The following is a 24,875-nucleotide window of genomic DNA, read 5'->3' as shown; positions in this document are numbered from 1 at the left end:
CCCAGCCGCTTTGTCGACGCGATCCGCGCCGGCGGTTTGCTGGCGGGCGCGCGCAAGCACGTGCACCTGTCCAGCAATCAGGAAACGGCCGTGGCCGTCGGCGCGCGCCATGGCAGGCCCGTCGTGCTGACGGTGGATGCTGCCGCCATGCAGGCGCAGGGCCACGTGTTTTACGTATCGGACAATGGCGTGTGGCTGACGGACGCCGTGCCGGCGGCCTTCATCGGTTTTTCCTGACTAATTAATGACTTAGCGCCCTGGCCTTGGCTTGCCCCTGGCGCTTGCGGCGCCAGATCAGCACGCCTGTCACGCTCAGGCCCGCCACCAGCACGCCCATGGCGCAGATGAACAGTTTGAAGGGCCAGCCCCACATCGAGGCCATGTGCAGGGCGCTGATCCAGCTGCGGATGGTGTCGCCGCTGGCCGCGCCCGTGGGCAGCCAGGTGGCCAGTTGCCGGCCGCTGGCCGCGTCGAAAAAGACGGTGGTGAGGCCCTTGTGGGCGCGCACGTCGCGGCTGCTGCGCACGTTGTAGCTGTACACGCCCAGTGCGCGTTCATAGGCCAGCGCATTTTCCTCGATGATGGTGAAAGAGTGCTGGTGCGCCAGCGCGTCCATCAACTGGCGGCCCTGCGCGCGCGCGGCGGGCCAGTCCAGCTGCGGCCCAGGTGACGGCGTGTGCCGCGCCACCACTTCCTCGGCCAGCTGGTGCGCAAACAGCGGATGCATGACGGCCGCATAAGCGCCGTACAGGTTGAAGGCGACGCCGCTCCAGGCAAACACCAGCAGCATGGCCCACAGCCACAGGCCGCCCGCGCGGTGCAGGTCGAACACGAGTTTATAGTTGCCGCTGTGGCGGCGCAGCAGCCATGACGGGCGCCAGCGCAGCAGCCATGGTTTGCTGCCCGGCGAGCGTTTTTTCAGGCGCGCGGGGAAGGTCAGGGCGGCGCCGATGAAGCAGTCGACCGTCCATACGATGGCGATCAGGCCGAACATCAGCAAGCCCGTATCGCCCAGCGCCAATGCGTAATGCAGGCGCTCGATGAAGGGCAACAGGTTGATGGCGCCCTCGCTGATCTGGCCCCAGCGACGCTGGCCCAGCACGGCCCCCGTGTAGGGATCGACGAATACTTCGTCGCTGGCCAGCGGTGATTCGTCGCCCGGGCGCAGGTAGAACACCATGCTGTGGCCGGGTGGCGCCGACAGCGGCGCGTAGCTGAGCTGCGCCTGGGGAAAGCGCGCAGCGACGGACTCTCGCAGCAGCAGGGCGTCGAGCGGCGCAGCGCCCGGCGTGGGCGGCGCCACGCGGAAGACGGCGGGCAGCATGGCCGCCTCCAGTTCATCCTTCCACGCCAGTGCGCTGCCCGTGACGCCGGTCACGATGAGGAAGCCGGCCATCAGCAGGCCGGCATAGCGGTGCATGGCCGCCAATACAGGGCGCATCAGAACCTGTACATGGCGCTGACGTTGGCCGTGCGTTCCGCATTGCGGTAGCACAGGTTGGGCAGGTAGCCGCAGTCATACAGGGTCTGCTTGTTCAGCACATTGTTGACGTTGAGGGCGAATTGCCACGGCCCGCGCGACACGCCCAGCGCCGCATCCCACTGGGTGATGCCGCCATTGCGGATGTTCAGGTTTTCGCCGTCGGAATTCGAGCGCATGGCGCCGAGAAAACGCATGCCCAGCGCCGCATACGCGGGCAGGCTGCCGGCCAGCGTGAACGATTGGCGGGCCCAGGCCGAGGCGCTATGGCGCGGCGCGCCCGCCTGCTGCAAGCCCAGGTCGCCATTGTTGCTCTTTGTGACTTCCGTATCGAGGTAGGTGTATTGGGCGATCAGGCTCAGACGGCTGGCGAACTCCGTGCGCGCCTCCAGTTCGACGCCGCGCGACTTGACCTGGCCCGTCTGCAGCAGGAAACCCGGATTCCCGATGTCGGACGTGGAGACATTGTCGCGCACCAGGTCGAACACGGCTGCCGTATAGCTGGCGCGCTGGCCCACGGGTTCGTAGCGGACTCCGGCTTCGAACTGCTTGCCGCGCGACGGTTTCAAGGCGCCGCCGCCCATCGTCGTGCCCAGTTCGGGCGAGAACGAGGTGGTATAGCTGACATACGGCGCCCAGCCGTTATCGAACAGGTAGACGGCGCCCAGGCGGCCCGTGGTGGCCGATGGCGACTGGTGGTAGTCCGGTTTGACGGCGCCGCTATGGAGGTCCGTGACGTCGCGCGACTGCGTCGCCTTGTCGCGGCGCAGGCCCGCCGTGACGACCCAGCGGTCCCATTTCAATTGATCCTGCGCGTACAGGCCCAGCTGGCGCGAAGGGGCATCGGCGCGCGTGGGCGCCTTGGACGGGACCAGGGGCTGCTTGCCGTACACGGGCTGGTACAGGTCGATCAGCTCGATGAAGCCCCGCTGGTGGCGGTAGTCGTCCGTGTTGCGGATGTTCGCGTAGTCGATGCCCAGCAGCACCTGATGCGTCAGGCCGCCCGTGGCAAACTTCGCCTGCAGCTGCGTGTCGGCGAACAGGCTTTTCGACGCCGTATCGACAGGCATGAAATAGCGCTCCACCGTGCCGTCGTCATTCAGGCCCAGGGGAAACATGTCCGTGCGGTCGTTTTTCAGGCGCGTGTAGCGCAGGTTCTGGCGCAGCGACCAGGTATCGTTGAATGTGTGCTCGAACTCGTAGCCCAGCATGGTATTGCGGCGCTTGAAGCGGTTATCGTCGCCCATCAGGTTGACATTTGGGTCGACCTGGCCGCGCGGGCCGGGCACCAGCAGCTGGTTCGGGAACGCGTACTGCTGGTTGTCCTGCTCGTAGCGGGCCAGCAAAGTCAAACGCGTGGCGGGGCCTGCCTGCCAGGTGAGCGAGGGGGCGAAGTACAGGCGGTTGTCGCGGTCGCGGTCCAGCCGCGTATGGGCTTCGCGGCCCAGCATGACGGCCCGGTAGGTCCAGGCGCCTGGCGCATCGAGCGCACCGCCGACGTCGGCTTTCAGCTGGTGGCGCTGGTAGCTGCCGTACTCAATTCCCACTTCGCGCACGGCGTCCGCGCTGGGACGCTTGCTGACGGCGTTGACCATGCCGCCCGGCGGAATTTGCCCGTACAGCACGGACGCTGGGCCGCGCAGCACTTCCAGGCGTTCCAGGCCGTACGGCTCGATCGAGGCGCCAAAGGTGCGGCCCGAATTGCGCAAGCCATCTTGCAGGATGCCGTTCGTTTCGATGGTGAAGCCGCGCAGCAGCGAGGAATCGTCGCTGCCCAGCGGGCGCTGGTTCGGCGTCACGCCGGCCGTGTAGCGCAGGGTTTCGTCGAGCGATTCGGCATTGCGGTCGCTGATTTCATCGGCCGTGACCACCGACACGGATTGCGGGTTTTCATTCAACGCCGTATCCGTCTTGGTGGCCGAGCCGGCGCGCCGCGCCACGTAGCCGCGCACGGGACCCGTCGCCGTTTCGCGTTCGCTGCTGGCATTGATGGTGATGGCGGGCAGGGTGGCGCTGGCTTGCGCCGGCGTGGCTGCCGGTGCCGGTGCAGTCTCCGCCCGCAGCGCATACGCGCCGTCGGCGCCCGCCACCACGCGCACGCCCTGGCCGCGCAGCAGTTCCTCGAAACCCTGGCGCACCGTGTAGCTGCCCGCCAGGCCGCCGCTGCGCTTGCCCTGTAGCAGGGCCGCATCGGCCGACAGTTCCACGCCGGCCGCGCTGGCGAACGTGGTCAAGGCCCGCTCCAGCGGTCCGGCGGGTACCGCGTACTGGCGCTTCGCTTGCGTATTTTCTAACGTCTGGGCGTGGGCGGCAGGGGCCGTGACGGCGCTGGCGCCCACGGCGGCGCCAGCGAGGAACAGGGCCTGGATGGCGGCGGCGAGGGGGAACGGACGCAGCTTGTGCGCGGGGGCGGTCAGGCGAGGGGGCATGGTGCAAATCCTTGGAAAGTGGCAGGGAAAAAATCGGTTCTTCCCGTATTCCGAACGAAAAGCCAAAACCCTCAAGGTTTTTTTACTTATTTTTTCAGGCGGCCCGGCGCGGCCCCACGCTGACCCAGTAGCGCGTGCGATAAACCAGCTGCACAGGCAGGCTGGCGGCCAGGTTGGCCAGCGAGCGGTCCGTGTCGCGCAGCGAATACACGCCCGTCACGCGCAGGCCGGCAATGGATTCGTCGCAGCGCAATACGCCGTGACGATAGCGCTCCAGCTCGGCCAGCAGCTCGTCCAGGCGCATGCGCTCGGCCACCAGGCTGCCATCGGCCCAGGCGGCGGCACTGTTTTCGACGTTCGTCACGTCTTGCACATCCAGGCGCGTGTAGCCAGCCTGCTGGCCCGCCTGCAGGTGCAGCGAGGGGGCGCCCTCCTGCAGCGGCTGCAGGGCCACGGCGCCCTGGAACACGGCGACACGGCTCTCGCCGTCATCGAGGCGCACACTGAAACGCGTGCCCAGCGCCGTGGCCGTGCCCTGCGGCGTTTCCACCAGCAGCGGACGGTAGACGGGCGTCGTTTCATGCGCGCTGGTGACGAGGATGGCGCCCGCGCGCAGCACGATGCGCCGTTCATTGGCGCCGTAGCACACGTCGATGGCGCTGGCTGTATCGAGCACCACGTGCGTGCCATCGGCCAGCACGATGGCGCGCGTCTCTCCGACAGCCGTGCGGTAGTCGCTGGCGGCGCGCTGCCACAGGCCCGTTTCGTGCGCCAGCAGGGCCGTGCCGCCACCCGCCGCGATCAGGCCCAGCAGCTGCAAGGCGCGCCGGCGTCCGGTCACACGGCGCTGAACCGGCGCCAGGGCGCCGCGCGCCACCTCACGCGGCAGTGCGTCGAATTGGCGGGCAAAACGCTGTAGCCGGGCCCAGGCCCGTTCGTGCTCGGGGTGGGCGGCGCGCCAGGCGGCGCAGGCGTCGGCATCGGCCGCGCTGGCGTCTTCCGCCCACAGCCGTGCCATCCACTCGGCGGCGCGCTGCAGCACGGCGGGGGCGATGGGGGCGCTATCGAGCTGGGAACTCATGCGAATTGCGCCGCGCAGCAGGCCAGCAAGGCGCGGGCGATGTATTTTTCCACCGACGAGACGGACACCTCCAGGCGCGCGGCGATGTCGGCGTAGGCCATGCCTTCCAGTTTGCACAGCAAGAAGGCGTCGCGCACTTTAGCGGGCAGGCTGGCCAGGATGGCGTCGATTTCCATCAGTGCCTCGACGATCAGCGCGCGCATTTCCGGCGTGGGTGCGGCCGCTTCCGGCTGCGCGGCGACGGCGTCCGCGTAGGCTGCTTCGATATGCCGGCGGCGGAACAGGTCGACCACGAGGCCGTTGGCGATCTGCGCCAGGTGCTGGCGCGATTCGTCGCGCCCGGGCGCGCGGCCCCGCGCGAGGATGCGCAAATACGTGTCGTGCGCCAGGTCGGCCGCATCGAAGGCGTTGCCCAGCTTGCGGCGCAGCCAGCCCTGCAACCAGCCGTGGTGGTCGCTGTAGAGCACTTCGATTTGCCGGTGCAGTTCCAGTTCGGGGCGTAGCATGCAACCTTTCCATGCCATGGTCCGCGGACAAACAGGCCTTGATGCGATTGAGAATTGTTCGTATTGTAGCCCGGTTGTGTGCGCTTGTGGCTGACTAGTGGTTCGCTAGTGGCGGGCCAGCAACGTCATTAAGCTGAAATCAGCTTGATATCGGCAATCCGCTCCACCAGCCAGACGGCTGCCACCAGGGCGATGGCCAGCGAACCGACGGTCAGCACCTGCCGGTACAACCACGTCTTGCGCAGCAGCCAGGCGGCGGGCAGGAAGGCGGCGACGATGGCCAATTGGCCCAATTCCACGCCCACGTTGAAGCCCAGCAGGCTGGCCAGCAATGAACCCTGCGGCAAGCCCAGGTCGCGCAGCACGCTGGCAAAGCCGAAACCGTGGATCAACCCAAACGCGAAGGCGGCCACGGGGCGCTTGCCGCGGAACAGCGGCAGCAAGTTGTTCAGCGCGGCCAGGATCACGGAAGCGGCGATGGCCGATTCGACCCAGCGCGATGGCAGCGAGACGAGCGACAGGCTGGCCAGGCTCAGGGTGATGGAATGGGCCAAAGTAAACGCCGTGACGACTTTCAGCACGTCATAGAACGCTGCTTTCAAACCTTGCTGCTGCTCGCGCAAGCCAGGCAGCAGCACGGCCGGCAGCAGCAAAGACAGCAAGAACAAAATATGGTCGTAGCCGATCCAGATATGCCAGACGCCGTGTTTCACATAGGCGCCGAACTGCGCCAGGCGGTCGGGCGCTGCCAGGGAAATCGTCTGGCGCGGGCTGTCCGGGTCGAAGATGGCCGTTTGCGTGGCGCCGCCGCTATCAATCTTGAGCAAACCCTTGTGCTGCGGATCGAGGTCGGCGAACAGGGTGTAGCCGATGGTCAGACTGGCCGGCGCGGCGCTGGGACAGCTGGCCTGGAAGCGCAGCACGCTGTAGGCGCCGTCCGTGTGGTGGTCGATCAACTGCTCGACGGCTTTCAAGGGGCAGACGCCCTGGTCGCTGGCCACTTGCAGGCGCTGCAAGGCGTAGGCGGCGATGGCGTCGTGGCGCGCACGGATTTCATCCCAGGTCAGGGCGCCGTCGCCGTTGCCATCGAGGCCGATGGCGAAATCGAGGTCGCGCAGGGCGATATCCCATTGCCCCTCGATCTGCTGGCCATGCACGGCCAGGCTCAGGTAACTGTCGCTGGGCTTGTGGGCTTGCGCGGGCGCGAGCCAGGCGCACAGCAGCAGGATGAACAGGCATCGCTTCACAGTACACCTGCCTTCTTCGCGGCACTGATTTTTGCGCCATCCTGCGGCCCCAGCTGCCTGACGAGGCGCTGCAAGGCCACGTCTTCCACGCCATTGGCCGCTATCCAGGCCAGCACGGGCTGTGCCGCCGTATAGTTGCGTGCGGCCAGCGATGCTTCCAGCAAGATGCGCATGTCGGGCACTTCCTTCTGGATGGCCCAGTTTTTCTGCGCCAGTTGCAGGGCTGCGGGGATATCCTGCTGCAAAAACAGGGCGAAGCGGGCCTGTTCGCGCTGGTGCACGGTGTCGCCCCGCTGCATGGCGGCGTTGAAGCGGGCCGCCAGTTCCGCTTTCGCCGCCAGGAAGGCCGGCTGCTGGCCAGGCTGCGCCTGCAGGGCCAGCGCGTAGCGCAGCAGCAGGGCGTCGATGCGCTGCTGCTCTTTCAGCAGCTTGACGACTTCCTGCGGGCGCTGCCGGTCGAGCAGGAAATCCGCGTAGGCGCCCAGCAGATAGCTGTCGCGCGGCTGCTGCGCCAGCGCCTTGGTGTAGCGCGCCTCCGCCAACGCCCACTCTCCGCGCCGCGTGGCCATTTCCGCCAGCAGGGTTGCTGCCCAGCTTTCCAGTTCGGGCGCCGCGCCGGCGCTACGCTGCAAGGTCAGGTCCAGCAAACGCTCGCTGGCGGCGGCGCGGCCCGTGACGCTGGCGATGTTGGCAAGGCAGGTGACGGTGACCAGCTGCGTGCTCAGGGCCGACAGCCGGGCGCAGCTGGCCGTCGCTTGCGCGTAGTCGCCTTGCACGGTGAGCACGGTGGCGCGCGTCAGCCAGGCCTGGCCGTTGCCCGGTTCCTGGGCGATGACGGCGTCGAGGTCTTGCAGGGCGGCGCTGAAATGGTGGGTGCTTTGCAAGATGGTGGCGCGCAGCAGGCGCACGGGGACGGGCGGCGCAGCTTGCCGCCACCAGGGCGCCAGCGCCGCCTGCGCATAACCGAGGTAGCGCGGATCCGTGTCGCTGCGCGCCAGGGCGATGTAGCGCTGCGCCAGGCCGCTGGCCAGGGACAGGTCTTGCGGCGCGGCGTCGAGTTGCTGGCGCAGGCCGCGCAGGGCCAGTTGCGTGGCGTCGGCGCGGCGCGGCAGCTGTTCGATGACGGCGCCGCCGTCTTTCGGCGTGTAGGGCGCGGCCCATGCCAGCAAGGGCAGGCAGGCGCACAGCAGGGAAATCGGTGTTTTCATCGTGGTCGCCGTTGACGGGAATTGACAAGGGCGCCGGGGAGCTGACTCCCCGGCGCCCGCGGTGGTTTACAACGGTACCGGCTCCGTATTGTCCGGAGACGTCGCCATGATGGCGTCGATGCCCACGCCATCCTTGTCATCGCTGGTGGTCAAGATGACGTTGCTGACGGCCACATAAAAAGAGTCGAGCAGCACGACGGGCGGGGGATTGACGCCACCGTTATCGCCGGAGTGGCTGCTGCTACCGCCGCCACCGCAGCCGGCCAGCAGGGCCGTGAGCGCCAGGGTGCCGATTACATAGAGCTTTTTCATCGCGTTCTCCTCGTTACAGTTGCGGCGAACCGGCCACGGGGTTTTTCAGGTAGGGGAAACCTGCCGTGAACGACGTTTCGTCGAGGAAGGCGCCATCCGTGAAATGCAGGCCGCCGGCGGGAGCGTCGGCCGGGGCGCAGCCGATGTTCAGGGTGCACAGCTTGCCCATGGCCACGCGCAGGACCACGTCGACCACGTCGTCGCCGGGGCGGCGGCCGTTCGGGAAGCCCGCGTTATCGCCGCCGATGACGCCGAGGCGGTTTTGCGCACCGACGTTGGTGGCCGCGATCGAGGTGTTCAGGCGCAGCATTTCGGACGCCGTCACGGTGACGGGCTGGTTCACGCCCTTGATGCCCGTCAAAAAGGTGGCGACCAGGTCGTTGCGGGGGAAGTTGGTGGGCGCCTTGGCGCCGGCCGAGCCGTACAGCACTTCCACGAGGGCTGGCGCCGTGGGGTTGGTGACGTAGTCGGCAAATTGCGCGTCGCCCGACGGCTTGCTGGCGTTGAAGCGGTCCTTGTCCTTCAGGCCGATGACCAGTTCATTTACCAACGGCATGCCCAGGCGCGACACTTGCACCCACGCGCCGCCTTCCTTCGAGGCCGCTGTGGCCGTGCCCGGCGCCGGGTTCAGCAAACGCCCCTGGCGCAGGCTGGCCGTGGTCCAGCCGCCGATGACGGGATCGCTGCCCGCTGTCAGGCAGGCGGTCGGCACTTCCATCTCGATGGCCGTGACGTTTTTCTTGGCCAGGTCATCCTTGGCTGCCGATTCCGCATTCGCGGCAAATTCCGTGGCGGGCGCCTTGATGTTGATCAAGTCGAACGTTTCACCCAGGTTCACCACGAACGGGTCCTTGCGCTGGCCGACGAACATGCGCGCCGGCGTGGCGCAGCCGGGAATGTTGACGGCGTACACATGCTGCGCGGCATACGCGGCGTAGTTGGGGATGGCCTTGTTGCCGATATTGTCGACCGGCTTGTCGAAGGTCGTGCCGCCGCCCGTGGCATTCGTGACGCTGCTGCGCGTGCCCGTGCGGCGGTCGCCCCGCACCACGGTGACGCTGTAGGTTTCGCGTACGTTCAGGCCGGCCGGGTTGACCGTGTCGATGGCGCCGCCGTTGATGACGAGCGGAATCGAGACTTTCTTGCCACCCACGGTGAACTGGCCATCCTTGATGGTGTTGGTGAAGCGAAACTGGAAGGTGAGGTCTTCCTTGCCGTCGCCGTTGTTGTCGATGTGGATTTCGTACAGGGCGTTCGGGTCCATGGCGAAGTAATTCGGCCCGCCGTAAGCATCCTGCAGGGGAATATAGTCGGCCACCAGCGTGGTGTAGGCACCGCGCCCCGTTTCATAGCTGCGGAACATATAGAAGTCGGTGGCGTCGACCTTGGGGTTTTGCGTGATGAACGGCGCTTCGCGGTGGCTGGACGCGTAGGCGGATGGCGCGATGGCCAAGGCCAGCAGGTTGCCCAGGAGGGCGGCGCCCAGTGCGGTTTTCGAGTGTAACAATGACATGTCGATTCTCCCTGATTGTTATGTGCATACGTAGGACTAGCGGGAATTACGGGGCTGCATCAGTTGTACGGGGCGCCAGCACGATCGGATTCATTTCTTGCAAATTATTTTTAGGCAGCGGAATGAACGGCCGTCGATCGTCAGGGGGCTGGCGCACGAGGTCGAATCTACGTGGATATTGCACGTCGGCAAGAAAAAATATTTTGTGGACACGAAGAGACGCCGCCATCAGTGATGGCGATAGCCTGTTGCGCTATGTCGCAGTGTCTGCGAAGGCGTGCACGGGGCGCGTGGGAATGCGTGAGTATGCGGATATGGAGACGATAGACGCTCGAAATCCGCTTGACCGGCGAACCGCTTGCGGGGAGAGTGCGCTTACCAGGCCAGCACTTTGGGGCCGATGGCCGCGCCGATGGCAGTCGGCGCCAGCATGCCCAGCACGTACCAGAAACCGACGAAGCTGGCGGCCAGCTCGGGGCAGTGCAGGCAGTACACGAGGGCCGCCATGGCGCCGGCGGCAAATCCCGCGGCCGCGCCAGCCAGGCGCAGGCGCGTGGGCGCCAGCTGGCGCATCAGGCGCAGCACGGCGGCAAGGATGGGCAGCGACAGCAGGGCGATGAGCAAGGGGCAGCTGCGCCAGGTGGCACCCCAGAACAGCTCGGCGCGTTGTCCGGGCAGGGCTTCCTGCAGGATGATGGCGCCCAGCGCCCACATCAGCAGCAGGGGCATGGCGAGCAACAGGGGCAGGGCGCGGGTGGCGGCGCCCGGCATGCACAGGCGGCGGCTGACATGCCAGGCCGCCAGGGAGAGGCAGATGACGAAACCGACCTTGATCCAGAAGTCGGGCAGCAGGGCCAGCTGTTCCAAATTGGGCCGCACGCCCAGCAGCATGGCCATCAGCGCCACGCTGGCCAGCAGCCCGGCGCCCAACGTGCCCGCGGCGCGCCAGCGCATGCCCGGAGGCGGCGCTGCGGCCACGTCGGGTCCGCTGGCCAGCATGGCGATCAAGTCATCGGTTTTCATGGTGCTATCCCTTCATTGCCGGTTCTTAAATTGGCCGCCAGTGCCTTCAAGCCGCGATGCACGGCCACTTTGACGCTGGCTTCCGAAATGTCCATGGCGGCCGCCGTGTCGCGCACGGACCAGCCGTCGAGCTTGGTATGCACGATGGCGTCGCGCTGCTGCGCCGGCAAAGTGGCCAGCAGCTTGCCCAGGTCGCGGCTGGCCTCGGCCGCCTCGGCATCGGCGCTGGAAAACAGTTCCTGCGCGCCATCTTCTTCGTCGTACGGCAAGTGCTGCGCCTCGCGTCGCGCATGGCGGCGCAGCCAGTCGATCAATTTATACCGTGCGATCGCATGAATCCACGACGTCAGCGGCACACCCGTATCGTAGGTCAGGCGCTGGTTGTGGATGGCCAGCAGGCACTCCTGCACCAGGTCTTCCACCTCGTCCGGCCAGCGCTGCAGGCGCTTGCGCAGGAACGCGCGCAAATGGCCGCTGGTGGCCTGCAAGAAACTGCGGTAGGCCGCCGCATCGCCATCGAGCCCGCGCAGCATCAGGCCATGCAGCCGCAATTCCGTGCCATGCAGGTGTTCGCTTACAGGTATTCGTTGCATGCAGGCCTTTGGTGACAGGCGTTGGAAAAAATAAATTGAAAAATAATGGAGGGCGGCTGTAACCAATCCGCAGCATGCGGCGAATTGACAGGCAAGCACGTTTCTTAATTCACGCTTCTTATTTCAATATACCGGGTAAAGACCATGGACATCAAGCACCGCCTTGCAACACTGCTTTTACCCGTCCTGAGCGCGGCTGTGGCAGCCCCTGCCATGGCGCAAATGGCGGCTGGCCAGCGCTGCGCCGTGCAAAGCGGGCCGCAGACGGCGGCGCTGGTGGAGCTCTACAGCAGCGAAGGCTGCTCCAGCTGTCCGCCCGCCGACCAGCGCCTGAGCGCCTTGCGCAAGGAAGCGGGAGCGGCCAGCCTGATCGTGCCGCTGGCCTTGCACGTCACCTACTGGGACCAGATCGGCTGGACGGACCCGCTGGCGCAGGCGCAATTCGATGCGCGCCAGGCCGAGCTGTTGCGCCACCAGCCGCGCCACGTGGCCTATACGCCCCAGTTTTTTGTGGGCGGCACGGAATTGCGCAGCTGGGATACGCAGCTGCCGGCTGCCATCCGCCGCATCAACGCGACCGCCGCGCCCGTCAAGATTGACCTGTCCGCCACGCCGGGGCCGGGTAGCAAGCTGCTGCTGGAAGCTGATGCCAGCGCGCCGGACGCGCGGACGGGCGGCCAGCTATATGTGGCCATCAGCGAAAGCGCCATCGTCTCGAAAGTACTGCGCGGCGAAAACCGCGGCGCCACCTTGCGGCACGATGCGGCCGTGCGCCTGTGGCTGGGACCGGTTGCGCTGGCGCAAGGCCGCGCCCAGCTGCGCCGCGAAGTCAAGCTGCCCGCCAGCTGGCGTCCGGAACAGCTGCAAGTGGTGGCCTTCGTGCAGCGCAGCGACAGCAGCGCCATCCTGCAAGCCGTCAGCACGGCATCCTGCGCGAAGGGAGCGATGTGATGAACGGGCAAGCAAACGTGATCCACCCCGCCTGGCTGCGCATCACGCACTGGCTCAATGCCGTGGCCGTCGTGGTGCTGGCCACCAGCGGCTGGCGCATCTATAACGCGGCGCCGTTTTTCCCGTTCGAACTGCCGCGCGCCCTGACCCTTGGCGGCTGGCTGGGCGGCGCCCTGCAGTGGCATTTTGCCGCCATGTGGCTGCTGGTGGCCAATGGCTTGCTGTATCTGGTGATTAACATCGTCTCGGGACGGCTGCGGCGCCAGTTCTTCCCCCTGTCGCCACGACTGCTGCTGGCCGATTTTGCGGCCGCGCTGAAGGGCAAGCTGGCCCATGCGGACCCGCGCCACTACAACATGGTGCAGCGCGCCGCCTACCTGTTCGTCATGCTGGACTGCATCGTGCTGGTGCTGTCCGGCCTGGTGCTGTGGAAATCCGTGCAATTCCCCCTGCTGCGCGAGCTGATGGGCGGCTACGAGAGTGCGCGCCGCGTGCATTTCATTGCCATGGCGCTGCTGACGGGTTTTGTCGGCGTGCACCTGCTGATGGTGGCGCTGGTGCCGCGCACCCTGGTCGCCATGCTGCGCGGCCGCTAAGGAGACGGTCATGAAAAAATCCATCATCGTGCAAGAAGAGGGCCAGGCCATGCTGGCCGACGCCTTGCGCCAGATCAAGCAGCCGTCGCGGCGACTGTTCCTGCAGCGCAGCTTGACCCTGGGCGGCCTGTCCCTGCTGACGGGCTGCAATGCCAGCGATCCGGCCGGCATCGAAACGGCCCTGACGGCGGTGTCGCGCTTCAATGACAAGGTGCAAGGCTGGCTGTTTGACCCGAGCAAGCTCGCGCCGACCTATCCCGATTCCATGATCACGCGGCCGTTTCCGTTCAACGCGTATTACGGCGAGGATGAAGTGGAAGAGGTCGACGGCGACGCCTGGCGCCTGGAATTGATCGGCTTGATCGCCGACAAGAAGCCCTGGACCCTGCCGCAGCTGCGCGCCTTGCCGCAGGAAACGCAGGTGACGCGCCACATCTGCGTGGAAGGCTGGAGCGCCATCGGCAAGTGGGGCGGCGTGCCGTTCTCCCATTTCCTCAGGCGGGTGGGCGCCGATACAACGGCGAAATACATCGGCTTCAAGTGCGCCGACGATTACTTCACGAGCATCGACATGGCTACGGCCCTGCATCCGCAAACCATCATGGCCCTGACCTACGACGGCCAGGAATTGCCGCCGAAATATGGCTACCCGATGAAACTGCGCATGCCGACCAAGCTGGGCTACAAGAATCCAAAACACATCCAGGCCATTTTCGTGACGAATACCTACCCGGGAGGGTATTGGGAGAATCAGGGATACAACTGGTTCGGCGGCTCTTGATCACTTTTAGTAACACCTGTAGCACAGCAACAGCTTTACCACCGGGCAATCTTGCCCATCCCACACTGAGACAAGGACATATCATGAAAACCACCATCACCGCCATCATCGCTTCCGCCATCCTCATGTCGGGCGCCGCTTTCGCCCAGGACGCCATGAAAAAAGATCCGATGGCCAAGGACGCTTCGGCCGACGCCATGCACAAGGATGCGATGGGCAAGGACGGCATGAAGAAGCCGATGGCCAAGAAGCACATGAAAAAAGATCACATGGCCAAGGATGGCATGGCGAAAGACGGCATGAAAAAGGATGAAATGAAGAAAGATGGCATGGCCAAGGATGCGATGGCGAAGTAAGGTGGAAGCCCGGCGCCGTCAACGTGACGGCGCCGGGCCTGGTTTGCGCTCCCCCTGCGTTTGCGTTAGACCAATCTTGCAATAACATTATTCTTGCTACGCTTCAAGATGCGAAGTTGCCAATTGGTGTAAGCTGGCTGTCTCGCGTTTTCCCCGCTTGCAGAATCATGAACGAACCATCGCTTGCCGCGCTGTCCCCCGAAGTACCTCCCTCCGACAAACCGATACGCCGCCGCTCGCTGTTCGCCGCCTGCAGTGCACATGCCGTGCATGACGGCTTGACGGACGTGATCTATGTGCTCCTGCCCATCTGGCAGGCGCAGTTTGCCATCAGCTATGCCATGGTGGGCCTGCTGCGGGGCTCGTACTCGGGCATGATGGCCGGTTTCCAGCTGCTGGCCAGCCGCATGGCCAGGCGCTGGGGACGCGAGCGCCTGCTGGTGGGCGGCACGGCGCTGGCCGGCGTCGCCTACCTGGTCGCGGGGCAGGCGGGCGGCCTGGCTGTGCTGCTGTTTGCCTTGCTGCTGGGCGGCCTGGGCGCCAGCACCCAGCATCCGCTGGCCTCGTCCATCGTCACCGACACGTACGAGGCGGGCGGCGGCGTGAAGGAGGCGCTGTCGCACTACAACTTTGCCGGCGATATCGGCAAGACCCTGATTCCCGCGCTGGTGGGCTTGTTGTTGCTCGTGTGCAGCTGGCAAGCGAGCGTCTCGCTGCTGGGCTTGCTGGGCCTGGCAGCGGCTGGCTTGCTGTGGTGGCTGCTGCCGAAACCGGGTGAGCTGCAAGCCGGCGCAAAGAAGGCGGGCAAGACCATCGCCGGCAGCGGCTCGAAAGGCAGCTTTCGTGCGCTGCTGGCGACGGGCACCCTGGACAGCGCCGTGCGCATGGGTTTTCTCACTTTCCTGCCATTCCTGCTGAAAAGCAAGGGGGCGGGCACGGCCGGCATCGGCGTGGCTTTGTCCTTGCTGTTCGTGGGCGGCGCCTTCGGCAAGCTGCTGTGCGGCTATCTGGGCGCGCGCATCGGCATGATGAAAACCGTATGGCTGACGGAATCGATGACCTCGCTGCTGATCGTGCTGGCCCTGTGGCTGCCGCTGGCCGGCGTCATGGCCATGCTGCCCCTGCTGGGGCTGGCGCTGAACGGTACCTCGTCCGTGCTGTATGGCGCCGTGCCGGAGTTGGCCGAGCCCGGCAAGCGTGAACACGCATTTGCCCTGTTCTACACGGGCAGCATCGGCGGCGGGGCGCTGTCGCCCGTGCTGTTCGGCGCGCTGGGCGACCATACGAGCGTTCCCACGGCCTTGCTGGCGCTGGCGGCCGTATTACTGCTGACTTTGCCATTGGCGTGGAAAGTGCAGCGGGGCTTGGCGCACGGCGGCGCCACATGACACCACAAGAGGGCGTGGCGGAGGTGGCCCGGGCCATTTTGGGGATATCCAAGGATTTTGAATGAATTGTTCAGATAATTTATCGACGGCCACGGCGGACGCGGCCAGCCTGATCGCCTGCATTGAACGCGAGTTCGCTGGTACGCAGCGCGCGGAAACATCTTTGCGCCAATTTCTCTTGACGGATAAATACGGTATGTCGGAGGACATCAGCGAGAGGGAATGGGCTGCAAGTGGCAAGGATCGAGTCGATTCGATCTGGCAAGAGATTCCCGATGCTGAAATCGAGGAGTGCGAAGGTTTGCTCGCCCATATGGAGGCTGAGGAATTTCTGTATTACTTGCCGGCATACATGCGTTACGCCGTGGCATATCAGCATCGGACAAGCTGGGAAACAGATGTGCTTGGAATGACGGTGCATGCGCTTTCTCCGTTTGAACGGAACCGGGATTTGCGCACGCATGCTATCGCGAAATACGCCGGCTTCAATGCGGCGCAAAGACAGACCGTCGTGCTATTCCTGACGTTTGTCGCACAGGTGGATGAGAGCCTGTCCGGACAGTATGCCCTGGACGCCCTGGCAAATTACTGGCAAGCCGATACGGCATGACTTGCCCGCCAGCACTGCCATCGTCTACACTCGCCGCATGAAAAATTTTGAAAAGCGGCGCGACCGCTACGACTTGTTCCGCGCGTTTGACAATCCCCTCGTCAACATCAACTTCCAGCTCGACGTGCCGGATTTCCGTCCCTGGTGCAAGGAACGGAAAATCCCCGTATTCCACTTTTTCCTGTTTTGCCTGCTCAATACGGTCAGGGAAATCGATAACTTCATGTACCGCATCTACCAGGGCGAAGTGATCAAGATCGACGATTTTCCCGCTTCCTACACCGTCATCAACGGCGACGAGAATCTCAACTACACGCGTTTCACGATGACGGACCAGCTTGATGTATTCATCGCGCGCAGCCTGGAAGCGAAACGCCTGGCCGAAGCGAGCTGCGCGCTGATCAACACGGGCGAGGGAGAGACCGAGCGCGAGCAGCGCAACAATATCTTCATCACCTGCCTGCCTTGGCTGGAACTGGCGGCCATCGAGCATCCTGTCTACCGCCACGGCGCCGCCGATATCCCGACCTTTACTTGGGGCAAGTTCGGTCCCGCGCAGGACGATGGCCGCATGCGGGTGCCGTTTTCCGCGCAAGCCCACCATGGCTTTGTCGACGGCTACCATGTGCAGAAACTGGTGCAGGCGCTGGCGCAGCGCATCGCCGCCATCATTTCCTAGGTTAAATAGTCGCTGGGCGCCTGGCCCAGCACGCGGCGGAAGGCGGCCGTGAAGGCGCTGGGGCTGGCATAGCCGAGGTCGAGCGCCACGCGGGTGACGGCTTGCCCCTCGGCCAGACGCGTGATGGCCGCCAGCAGGCATGCTTGCTGGCGCCATTGGGCAAAGCCCAGCCCCGTCTGGGCGCGAAACTGCCGCGTAAAGGTACGCCGGCTCATGCCGGCCTGCGCCGCCATGGCATCGAGGTTGCTGTCCACGCTCGGTCGCTGGAGCATCTCCATGCATAGCCGCGCCAGCCGCGGTTCCTGCGGCAGGGGCGCGCTCAGGGGCAGGGGCCGGGCGGCGGCAATCTCATCGAGCAGCAAGGCCATCAATCGTCCGGCCCGCGATTGTTCCGCATACAAGGCGTCGACAGTCACGGCCTCGGCCAGCAACTGGCGCATCAGCGGCTGGGCGTCCAGCACTTGGCAGTGGGGCGGCAAGCCGGCCCCGGCGATGGCGGGCGCGTCGATAAAGACATTGTGCATGGTCACGGCGCCATGCATGCGCATGCAGTGGACGAGCTGGGCCGGTACCCAGCAGGCGCGTTGCGGCGGCACCAGCCAGTTGCCTTGCGGCGTGTGCACGCTGATGACGCCGCGCGCCGCATACGCAAATTGCCCGCGCGCATGGCTGTGGCTGGGAAACATTGCGCCTGCCACATAGTCGCGCGCCGTGGCGATCAAAGGGCGCGGCACTTCCGTATAAAAATCATCCATGGCCCATACTCTACAGTATTTGACCTGCTAGTGAAAGCGGGCCGCTTGCCGGCCGCTTACCATCACGCTCTTTTTCAGGAGTGAACATGCACAATACCTGTCATCGCGTGGGCCACGGTCCCCACGCCGTCATCGTTCTGCACGGCTGGTTTGGCGACGCGCACGCGTTCGCGCCGATGGAAGCGGCCCTCGATGGCGGCGCTTTCAGCTATGTCTTCATGGACAATCGCGGCTATGGCGGCATGCGTGGCGCGGCAGGAGAATACTCAATGGAAGAGGTGGCCCGCGATGCGCTGGCCTTGGCCGATGCGCTGGGCTTGGCCACCTTCAGCGTGGTGGGACACTCGATGGGCGGCATGGCGCTGGAACGGCTGGCCTTGCTGGCGCCCTTGCGCCTGCGCAAACTCGTGGCCGTGGCGCCCGTGCCCAGCTGCGGCGTGGCGTTCGATGGGGCGGCGCGGCAGCTGTTCCTCGACGCCAGCGGGCACGTCGATGCGCGGCGCGCCATCATCAACCGCAGCACGGGCGAACGCTTGCCAGCCGCCTGGCTGGACTGGAAGGCGCAATATTCGTGGGAAAGTGCGGATCCGGCCGCGTTTGCGGCTTATTTCCTCGCGTGGAGCGGGACGGATTTCAGTGAGGAAATCAAGGCGGCGCGCGTGGCACTGCCCTTGCTGGCGCTGGTGGGGGAGCACGACCCGCGTTTTGATGCGCCCCTGATGCGCCGCACCTATCTGGCGTGGTACCCGCAAGCCAGGCTGGAGGTGCTGGGCAATGCGGGACACTATCCGATGAATGAAACGCCGCTGGCCCTGGCGGCCAGCATCGAGGCGTTTTTACTACAGTAGTTACGCTGCCTTGCTGCGCAGGCGCAGCAGGCTCAGGCCCAGCAAGACGAAGGCGCCGCCCGTGATGCGGTTGAACAACTTGGCGCGGCCCGGCGTGGCCAACTGGGTTTTCAGCAGGCGCGCCAGGTTGGCGTAGAACAAGTGGGCCAGCATGGCGCAGGCGACAAACGAGGTCGTCAGCACGGTGAACTGGATGGCCACGGGTTCGCCTGGCGTGATGAATTGCGGGAACAGTGCCGAGAAGAACAGGATGGCTTTCGGATTGGTCAGCGCCACCGTCAAGCCCTGGCGGAACAATTTCCAGAACGAATTCGGATTCGCCGCGCCGGCTACCACGGGCGCATCGGCCACGACACTGGTCTTGCTGCGCCATTGCTTGATGCCCAGGTACACAAGGTACAGGGCGCCAGCCAGTTTCAGCAGCATGAAGGCCGTGGCCGAGGTGGCCAGCACGACGCCCATGCCGGCCATGGCCACGCCGGAAATGATGAACAGGCCAAAACCATTGCCCATGCTGCTGATCATCGCGCGGCGCGGGCCGACGGCGATGGCATTCGAGATGGCCAGCAAGACGGCCGGGCCGGGAGAAAACGTGACGAGCAGAGCGACGCTGCAGAAAAGCAGCCAGTTCGAGAGGTGCATGGATGTTCCTGGATGGGGCCGAAGCCGGTTTGAGAGTCAAAACACTTGTATTGTACGAAGTTTTCGGCTCTCGCGTCAGTGGCCCCGGCTTGAATCAGGCTCGTGGTCAGGCAAACAGGCTTGCGACGACATGGTTGATGGCGGCGCCACCGGCGATCAGCCAGCAGAAGAGAATGCCTGCCAGCAGCAGGGGCTTGATGCCGGCGCGGCGGATGGCCGACATGTGCGTCGTCAAGCCCAGGGCCGCCATGGCCATGGCCAGCAAGGCCGTGTCGAGATCGGTGATGGTGGCCACGGCGCCCGCTGGCAGCAGGCCCAGCGAATTGAATGCCACCACGGCAATAAAGATGAAGGCAAACCAGGGGATGGCCAGCTTGGTCGCCTTTTCCTTGCCACCGGCCTTGACTTTGCCGCGCGCCAGCACGGCCGACAGGATGACGAGAAACGGCGCCAGCATCATCACGCGCACCATCTTGGCGATCACGGCCGCATTCGCCGCTTCCTGTCCGATCGACTTCCCGGCTGCCACCACTTGCGCTACTTCATGCACGGTCGAGCCGATATACACGCCAAAGGCGGCAGGCGTGGCGCCCAGCACATGCCAGCCTTGATTCAGCTGGTACAGCAATGGGTACAAAAAGATGGCGATGGTGCCGAACACAACAACGGTGGAGACGGCAACGGTCACATCCTCGCTGCGTCCCTTGACGACGGGTTCCGTCGCCATCACGGCCGCCGCGCCGCAGATCGAACTGCCCGCGCCGATCAAGATGGCGCTGTTGCGTTCCAGCTTGAAGACCTTGGTACCGAGGAACATGGCCAGGCCAAACGTGGACGCCAGCACCAGCGCGTCGATGGCGATGCCGGCCAGGCCGACCTGGCCGATATCCTGGAAGGTCAAACGGAAGCCGTACAGGATGATGCCAAGTCGCAATAAAGTCTGTTTGGAAAAGGCCACGCCCGCGCCGCAAGTGGGCGCCAGGCGGCCATACACGCTGTTGCCCAGCATGATGCCCAGCATGATGGCCAGGGTCAGGGCGCTCATGCCGTGGCTTTGCATCCATTCCTGCTTGCCCAACTGAATGGCGCCCCAGGCGATCAGGCCGCTCAGCAGCAGGCCCGGCAGAAGGCGGCCATAGCGGTCGCTGAAACTTGTTGTGTTCGTTGTTGAGAGGGATGACATGCCGTACTCCATGGTTCTTGGTTCGTATGGCATGACTGTACAGTTCGCTGATTAAATGGTAAAACGGATTGTTTTTGTATGTTTAACCTAAAAAATAGGTAAATTGGATGGCGTTGACCTTGCGGCAGTTGCAGATTTTCCTCGCCGTGGCGGACACGGGCAGCACCAGCGCGGCCGGTGAATTGATTGCACTGTCGCAATCGGCCACCAGCGCGTCCCTGAACGAGTTGGAAACCTTGCTGGGCGCGCAACTGTTCGACCGTGTGGGCAAGCGATTGCTGCTCAACGACAATGGCCGCCTGCTGTTGCCGCAAGCGCGGCAGATGCGCGACGGGGCCGCCAGCATCGAACGCCAGTTCGCGGGCGCCGACCCGTCCGTGCCCGTCAGCCTGCAGATCGGCGCCAGCACCACCATCGGCATCTATCTGTTGCCGCAGATCCTCGCGCAAGCGACGCAGCAATACGGGCGCAGCATTCCGCAGGTGACGATTGCCAACACGGCCGACATCGCGGCCGCCGTGGCGGAGTTCCGTGTCGATATCGGCCTGATCGAAGGGCCGTGCCACGAAGCGGGCTTGCTGGTGGAACCGTGGCTGACGGACCAGATGCTGATCGTGGCCGCGCCCACGCATCCGCTGGCGCAGCTGCGCCATCTGCTCAGCTTTACGGAACTGAACCAGGCGGGCTGGCTGCTGCGTGAAGCGGGCTCGGGCACGCGCGAAGCCGTCGAGCAGGCGCTGGTGCCGTATCTGCACTACCTGCGCGCCGCAGGCGAATTCAGCAATTCGGAAGCCATCAAATATGGCGCGGCGGCGGGGCTGGGCATCGCCTGCCTGTCGCGCGTCGTCGTGGCCGATCTGCTGGCCAGCGGACAACTGGTGGAACTGGAGACCATGCTGCCACCGCTGGAGCGCAACTTTTATCTGATCCGCCAGTCCAAGAAGATACTCTCGCCGCGCCTGGCCGGTTTCCTGGAGCTGTGTCGCCACGCCTCGCGTATGGCGGGGTAGTAGTGCCGGGTTTCATTTTGGCCGGGGAGGCTGGAGTTCCGCATCCGGTGGCGTCAGCGTGCCTGCGCGCAGCCGTTGGACGGCGACGGCCACGGCGCGCGCCACGTTGCGCACTTCTTCCTGCAGATTAGCGTCATGGTCGAGGGCATCGTGGCTTTGCGCGTAACTGTCGTAATAGCCGATGTAGCGGTCCAGCCGCGCCTTGGCGCCTGCGTCAACCAGGCCCATCCAGTCCAGCCAGTCGGACAGGCCCCGCCGCACGCCTTCGATGCCGGCCACGTCGCCATGCACGACGAGGCCATAGGCGCGCCCGGCCAGGTGTTTCGGGTAATTCCAGCCTTGCAGTTCGAGCGCCTTTGCTTCCGCGGCTTTCTTGCCGTGCGTGGACGTGGGATCGGGATTGCCTCCATCGGCGCAGACGAGCCGGTCTATCATCAGCTTGAGTACGCTGGGCGTCTGGTGCCAGTACACGGGCGTGAGGAGGATGACGGCGTGCGCGGCCGTCCAGCGCTCGTAAATCTCCGCCATCCAGTCATTCGTCTGCCGTTCGCCATGGTTCGGGTAGCAACTGCATGGCCAGTGGCACAGGGGCATGGCCGTCGAGACACAGCCCTTGCACGGATGAATGTGCAAATCATACGAGGAGGTCAGCAGGCTCAGGTCCAGCACGTCCGTTTCGATATTGTCGGCCTGCAGCACTTCCTTGGCCCATTGCGTCATGCGCCACGTTTTCGACATTTCGCCAGGGCAAGAACCGTCATTGCGCGCCGCACCGCAGATCAGCAGCACGCGCGACGCCGTGGCGGGGTCTTTCTGGCGCGCTTCGGCGGCCAGCAGACGGTCGCGCGTGGCTTTCCACTCCACGGACAAGTCGTAGTCGGGGTCCAGAAAACCGGGCCCAGCCTTCTGTGTCACGGGCGCCTTGCGGCCATCCTGGTAATTCTTCCACGCTACTTCCTCCACCTGCACCAGGGCGCCGCGCACGGCGTCGAATGTGGGATCGGCATACGAGCGAATGAACTGCAAATGGAATTCGACCCTGCCCAGCGGTGCGGGCGCCTGGCCCAGGCGCGGCTTGGGAGTGGCGGGAGTGGAGGCCATGGCTTTTCCTTGAAGTGATGGCGTATCGTGCCTGGGGAGGGCTTGCTGGTCTGTGCGCTGAACAACTGTGCAGCAAGTGCTTGCAAAATTCTCTTTTGTGGGATAAATTCCCATATATGGAAAATACAATAGTGACTGCTAACGAGACGGAACAGCGGCTGGCGGCGCGTTTGAAACAGTTGCGCGTGGAGCAGGGCTGGTCGCTGGACCAGCTGGCCAGTGCCAGCCAGGTCAGCCGCGCCACCCTGTCACGCCTGGAAAATGGCGAAGTCAGCCCGACGACTAGCGTGCTGGGCAAGCTGTGCGCCGCGTATGGCCTGGCCATGTCGCGCCTGCTGCGCATGGTGGAAGACGATTTCCCGCCGCTGTTGCGGCGGGCACAGCAAAGCGTGTGGACGGACCCGGACACGGGTTTCCGGCGCCGCTCCGTCTCGCCCCCGTCACGCGCACTGGCCGGCGAAGCGCTCGAATGCGAACTCGATGCGGACGTGACGATCAGTTATGCCGCCTCGCCCCGGCCCGGCATGGAACACCATCTGTTGCTGCAGGAAGGCAAGCTGAACGTGACCGTCGACGGCCGCGCGCACGATTTGCTGGCCGGCGACTGCCTGCGCTATCAGCTACATGGCGCCAGCGCGTTCGTGACGCCGCCAGACAGCGGCGCCCGCTATTTTCTCTTTCTTGTCTGAGGTCGCCATGCCCGCATTGCTACGCCATTTTTCAGCCACCGATATTCGTGAACGCTTGCCGGAACTGGGCGCCTTGCTGCAAGACTGCGTGCACGACGGCGCCAGCATCGGCTTTATCTTGCCCTTCGACACGGCGGCCAGCCAGGCGTTCTGGATGGATAACGTCTTGCCGGCCGTCACGCGCGGGGTGCGCCTGCTGCTGGTGGCCGAAGTCGATGGCTGCGTGGCCGGCGCCGTGCAGCTGGACTGGGACACCAATCCCAACCAGGCGCACCGGGCCGAAGTGCGCAAGCTGCTGGTCGCGCCCGCTTTCCGCCGGCACGGCATCGCCCGCCAGCTGATGCAGGCGCTGGAAGCACAGGCGCGCCTCTTGCCACGCAGCCTGCTGACCCTGGACACGCGCAGCGGCGACCATGCGGAACCGTTGTATTTGTCGCTCGGCTACGTGGTGGCGGGCAGCATCCCCGCCTATGCGCTGGCGCCGGACGGCGACTGCCTGGACGCCACCACCATCATGTACAAGCAGCTGCGGCAATGAGCTGCAGTTACCCGATGCGCGCAGCCGCCTGGCGTGTTGCCAGATAAAATCACCCGCTTGATTACAGAGTCTTCCTACTTCAATGCCCGGCATCGTCCGACTGGCGCATGCCGGCGCCGCGCCTACACTGTTCCTTGATAGACCCGGCGGCGGGTTCTTTCTTACAGGAGGCTGATATGGCGAATATCCAGGCAGGATCGGATGGTGCGGCAAAACAGGAAATGTCGGCAAAGCGCTTGAACGTGGTCGACTGGATCTCCATGATCCTGTTGATCGTGGGCGGCTTGAACTGGGCGCTGGTGGGCTTGTTCGATATCGATATCGTGGCCAGCATCCTCGGCGCCATGACGGCCGCTTCGCGCGGCGTGTATGTACTGGTGGGGCTGGCGGCGCTGTATTCCATTTATTTGTGCCTGCGCAAGTTGCCGGCCAAACCCTAGACGGGAGGACACATGCCTGTTGGTGCAAGCCCCAAGCGTGAACGCGAATTCAAGAAGCTGGAGCGGGATTTCAAGCAGGAAGGACGCTATCCGGGCCGCGAGGAGGAAGTCGCGGCGCGCATCGTGAACAAGCAAAGGGCGCAATCGGGTGAAACGAAGGAAGCTCAGGGGCGGAAAAAAGCCGGCGGCGCTGCTTCGGATGCGTCACCGCCGGACTTGCCTATCGAAGGCTACCAGCAATTGACGGTGGCGCAGATCCGCGACAAGCTCGATGGCCTGTCCGCCGCCCAGCGCAAGCGGCTGCGTGCCTATGAAGCAGCGCACAAGAAGCGCAAGGGCGTGCTGCAAGCGCTGGAGGCTTGATCTGGCGTCATGGACTGGATGCGGTGCGAGTGCACATCGGTAGCGGCGTGTTGTCTGCGCGGATGGCATGCGCAACCTAGGGCGCGTTTACTGCGTGCGCAGGTAAGCCAGCAAATCGGCCACCTGCTGCGCATTGCCGATGCCCCAGAAACGCATGTTGTTTCCAGGAATGAAATCGCTCGGTGCTTTCAGGAAGCTGGCCAGGTTTTGCTCGCTCCAGACGATATTCGCGTTTTTCATGGCCGCCGAATACTTGTAGTCGGTGGTGGCGCCGGCTTTGCGGCCGATTACGCCCGTCAGCTTGGGGCCGAAGCCGCCGCGCGCCGATGGCCCCACCTGATGGCAGGAAGCGCACTTGCGAAACGCTGCCTTGCCCGCTTCGGCATTGCCCTTGAGGGCGGCCGGAGCGGCAGCCTGCGCGACGGCGGCTGGCGCCAGCAGCACGGCTGCGGTAGCGAAAGGGGAGAGCAGGCGAAAAAGAAGTGTGGATGTCATCGGTGAGGCAGAATGCATGATATGGCAAGCGATGACGCATTTTACAGGCGGGCATCAA

Annotated in this window: 29 protein-coding genes; 14 read left to right on the top strand and 15 right to left on the bottom strand. The window is 64.7% G+C overall.

Annotated elements, in window-relative coordinates; all coding sequences use genetic code 11:
• Positions 1-237, top strand: a 237-nt coding sequence (locus tag VM94_RS07160; protein ID WP_046683089.1) for an RNA 2'-phosphotransferase, incomplete at its 5' end; no start/stop codon positions are given.
• Positions 238-241: 4 nt separating this feature from the next.
• On the opposite strand, the gene VM94_RS07155 is transcribed toward VM94_RS07160, so the two are convergent.
• From VM94_RS07155 to VM94_RS07110, 10 genes are all read right to left on the bottom strand, one after another.
• Complete coding sequence (locus VM94_RS07155; protein WP_046682840.1) at positions 242-1,441, bottom strand: PepSY-associated TM helix domain-containing protein; 1,200 nt, start codon at positions 1,439-1,441, stop codon at positions 242-244.
• On the bottom strand, positions 1,441-3,909 hold the full coding sequence (locus VM94_RS07150) for a TonB-dependent siderophore receptor (RefSeq protein WP_046682839.1): 2,469 nt from the start codon (positions 3,907-3,909) through the stop codon (positions 1,441-1,443). Before VM94_RS07150 ends, VM94_RS07155 begins: the two co-directional genes overlap by 1 nt.
• 94 nt (positions 3,910-4,003) lie before the next feature.
• Positions 4,004-4,990 (bottom strand): FecR domain-containing protein, encoded by a 987-nt coding sequence (locus tag VM94_RS07145; RefSeq protein WP_046682838.1) that lies wholly within the window; start codon positions 4,988-4,990, stop codon positions 4,004-4,006.
• A complete protein-coding gene (locus VM94_RS07140) occupies positions 4,987-5,496 on the bottom strand; it encodes a sigma-70 family RNA polymerase sigma factor (RefSeq protein WP_046682837.1) in 510 nt (169 codons plus the stop codon). Before VM94_RS07140 ends, VM94_RS07145 begins: the two co-directional genes overlap by 4 nt.
• A 128-nt stretch (positions 5,497-5,624) precedes the next feature.
• Positions 5,625-6,743, bottom strand: a complete 1,119-nt coding sequence (locus tag VM94_RS07135; RefSeq protein ID WP_046682836.1) for a HupE/UreJ family protein — start codon at positions 6,741-6,743, stop codon at positions 5,625-5,627.
• Positions 6,740-7,951, bottom strand: a complete 1,212-nt coding sequence (locus VM94_RS07130; RefSeq protein ID WP_046682835.1) for a hypothetical protein — start codon at positions 7,949-7,951, stop codon at positions 6,740-6,742. The genes VM94_RS07135 and VM94_RS07130 overlap by 4 nt, the downstream gene beginning before the upstream one ends.
• A 66-nt stretch (positions 7,952-8,017) precedes the next feature.
• Positions 8,018-8,263 carry a hypothetical protein gene (locus VM94_RS07125; RefSeq protein WP_046682834.1) on the bottom strand — a complete coding sequence of 82 codons (246 nt, stop codon included), beginning with the start codon at positions 8,261-8,263 and terminating at the stop codon, positions 8,018-8,020.
• Between the two features lie 13 nt (positions 8,264-8,276).
• Positions 8,277-9,776, bottom strand: a complete 1,500-nt coding sequence (locus tag VM94_RS07120; protein ID WP_046682833.1) for a DUF4331 domain-containing protein — start codon at positions 9,774-9,776, stop codon at positions 8,277-8,279.
• A 375-nt stretch (positions 9,777-10,151) separates the two neighbouring features.
• Positions 10,152-10,799, bottom strand: coding sequence for an NrsF family protein (locus VM94_RS07115; protein WP_046682832.1), 648 nt, complete (start codon positions 10,797-10,799; stop codon positions 10,152-10,154).
• Positions 10,796-11,392 carry a sigma-70 family RNA polymerase sigma factor gene (locus VM94_RS07110; RefSeq protein WP_046682831.1) on the bottom strand — a complete coding sequence of 199 codons (597 nt, stop codon included), beginning with the start codon at positions 11,390-11,392 and terminating at the stop codon, positions 10,796-10,798. Before VM94_RS07110 ends, VM94_RS07115 begins: the two co-directional genes overlap by 4 nt.
• 144 nt (positions 11,393-11,536) lie before the next feature.
• Between VM94_RS07110 and VM94_RS07105 the strand changes: the two genes are divergently transcribed.
• From VM94_RS07105 to VM94_RS07075, 7 genes are all read left to right on the top strand, one after another.
• On the top strand, positions 11,537-12,343 hold the full coding sequence (locus VM94_RS07105; protein WP_235432866.1) for a DUF1223 domain-containing protein: 807 nt from the start codon (positions 11,537-11,539) through the stop codon (positions 12,341-12,343).
• On the top strand, positions 12,343-12,939 hold the full coding sequence (locus VM94_RS07100) for a cytochrome b/b6 domain-containing protein (protein WP_046682830.1): 597 nt from the start codon (positions 12,343-12,345) through the stop codon (positions 12,937-12,939). The genes VM94_RS07105 and VM94_RS07100 overlap by 1 nt, the downstream gene beginning before the upstream one ends.
• Positions 12,940-12,988: 49 nt before the next feature.
• Positions 12,989-13,720: a molybdopterin-dependent oxidoreductase gene (locus VM94_RS07095; RefSeq protein WP_409929627.1), complete on the top strand. Its 732-nt coding sequence runs from the start codon at positions 12,989-12,991 to the stop codon at positions 13,718-13,720.
• Between the two features lie 83 nt (positions 13,721-13,803).
• Positions 13,804-14,076, top strand: a complete 273-nt coding sequence (locus VM94_RS07090) for a pentapeptide MXKDX repeat protein (RefSeq protein WP_046682828.1) — start codon at positions 13,804-13,806, stop codon at positions 14,074-14,076.
• Positions 14,077-14,243: 167 nt separating this feature from the next.
• Positions 14,244-15,464 (top strand): MFS transporter, encoded by a 1,221-nt coding sequence (locus tag VM94_RS07085; protein ID WP_046682827.1) that lies wholly within the window; start codon positions 14,244-14,246, stop codon positions 15,462-15,464.
• Between the two features lie 61 nt (positions 15,465-15,525).
• Complete coding sequence (locus tag VM94_RS07080) at positions 15,526-16,074, top strand: DUF6714 family protein (RefSeq protein WP_046682826.1); 549 nt, start codon at positions 15,526-15,528, stop codon at positions 16,072-16,074.
• A gap of 37 nt (positions 16,075-16,111) precedes the next feature.
• Positions 16,112-16,753 (top strand): CatA-like O-acetyltransferase, encoded by a 642-nt coding sequence (locus tag VM94_RS07075; RefSeq protein WP_046683087.1) that lies wholly within the window; start codon positions 16,112-16,114, stop codon positions 16,751-16,753.
• Here VM94_RS07075 and VM94_RS07070 read toward each other — a convergent pair.
• Entirely contained in the window at positions 16,750-17,508 is a 759-nt protein-coding gene (locus VM94_RS07070; RefSeq protein WP_046682825.1) for an AraC family transcriptional regulator, read from the bottom strand. The genes VM94_RS07075 and VM94_RS07070 overlap by 4 nt on opposite strands.
• Positions 17,509-17,594: 86 nt before the next feature.
• On the opposite strand from VM94_RS07070, the gene VM94_RS07065 reads away from it, so the two are divergent.
• Positions 17,595-18,356 (top strand): alpha/beta fold hydrolase, encoded by a 762-nt coding sequence (locus VM94_RS07065; protein WP_046682824.1) that lies wholly within the window; start codon positions 17,595-17,597, stop codon positions 18,354-18,356.
• Here VM94_RS07065 and VM94_RS07060 read toward each other — a convergent pair whose 3' ends face one another.
• Complete coding sequence (locus tag VM94_RS07060; protein WP_034755914.1) at positions 18,357-18,998, bottom strand: LysE family translocator; 642 nt, start codon at positions 18,996-18,998, stop codon at positions 18,357-18,359.
• A gap of 106 nt (positions 18,999-19,104) precedes the next feature.
• Complete coding sequence (locus VM94_RS07055; RefSeq protein WP_046682823.1) at positions 19,105-20,181, bottom strand: YeiH family protein; 1,077 nt, start codon at positions 20,179-20,181, stop codon at positions 19,105-19,107.
• A gap of 107 nt (positions 20,182-20,288) precedes the next feature.
• Between VM94_RS07055 and VM94_RS07050 the strand changes: the two genes are divergently transcribed.
• The gene (locus tag VM94_RS07050; RefSeq protein ID WP_046682822.1) at positions 20,289-21,191 is read left to right on the top strand and encodes a LysR family transcriptional regulator; all 903 of its coding nucleotides are present in this window, start codon (positions 20,289-20,291) and stop codon (positions 21,189-21,191) included.
• Positions 21,192-21,203: 12 nt separating this feature from the next.
• On the opposite strand, the gene VM94_RS07045 is transcribed toward VM94_RS07050, so the two are convergent.
• Complete coding sequence (locus VM94_RS07045) at positions 21,204-22,292, bottom strand: flavodoxin family protein (protein ID WP_046682821.1); 1,089 nt, start codon at positions 22,290-22,292, stop codon at positions 21,204-21,206.
• Positions 22,293-22,408: 116 nt separating this feature from the next.
• Here VM94_RS07045 and VM94_RS07040 point away from each other — a divergent pair, with 116 nt between their 5' ends.
• The 4 genes from VM94_RS07040 to VM94_RS07025 all read left to right on the top strand — a co-directional run bounded on the left by VM94_RS07040 (position 22,409) and on the right by VM94_RS07025 (position 24,322).
• Complete coding sequence (locus tag VM94_RS07040) at positions 22,409-22,981, top strand: helix-turn-helix domain-containing protein (RefSeq protein ID WP_046682820.1); 573 nt, start codon at positions 22,409-22,411, stop codon at positions 22,979-22,981.
• Positions 22,982-22,988: 7 nt separating this feature from the next.
• Entirely contained in the window at positions 22,989-23,519 is a 531-nt protein-coding gene (locus VM94_RS07035; protein WP_046682819.1) for a GNAT family N-acetyltransferase, read from the top strand.
• A 176-nt stretch (positions 23,520-23,695) separates the two neighbouring features.
• Positions 23,696-23,959: a DUF378 domain-containing protein gene (locus tag VM94_RS07030; protein WP_051991725.1), complete on the top strand. Its 264-nt coding sequence runs from the start codon at positions 23,696-23,698 to the stop codon at positions 23,957-23,959.
• 12 nt (positions 23,960-23,971) lie between these two features.
• Entirely contained in the window at positions 23,972-24,322 is a 351-nt protein-coding gene (locus tag VM94_RS07025; protein ID WP_046682818.1) for a hypothetical protein, read from the top strand.
• An 87-nt stretch (positions 24,323-24,409) separates the two neighbouring features.
• On the opposite strand, the gene VM94_RS07020 is transcribed toward VM94_RS07025, so the two are convergent.
• The gene (locus VM94_RS07020) at positions 24,410-24,817 is read right to left on the bottom strand and encodes a c-type cytochrome (RefSeq protein ID WP_082127602.1); all 408 of its coding nucleotides are present in this window, start codon (positions 24,815-24,817) and stop codon (positions 24,410-24,412) included.
• Positions 24,818-24,875 lie beyond the last annotated feature (58 nt).

The sequence above is a fragment of the Janthinobacterium sp. KBS0711 genome, assembly GCF_000988085.1.
In the GTDB taxonomy this organism is placed as follows: domain Bacteria; phylum Pseudomonadota; class Gammaproteobacteria; order Burkholderiales; family Burkholderiaceae_D; genus Janthinobacterium; species Janthinobacterium lividum_E.
The sequence above is the reverse complement of the archived record's forward strand: the minus strand, read 5'-3'. Positions and strand labels throughout refer to the sequence as shown.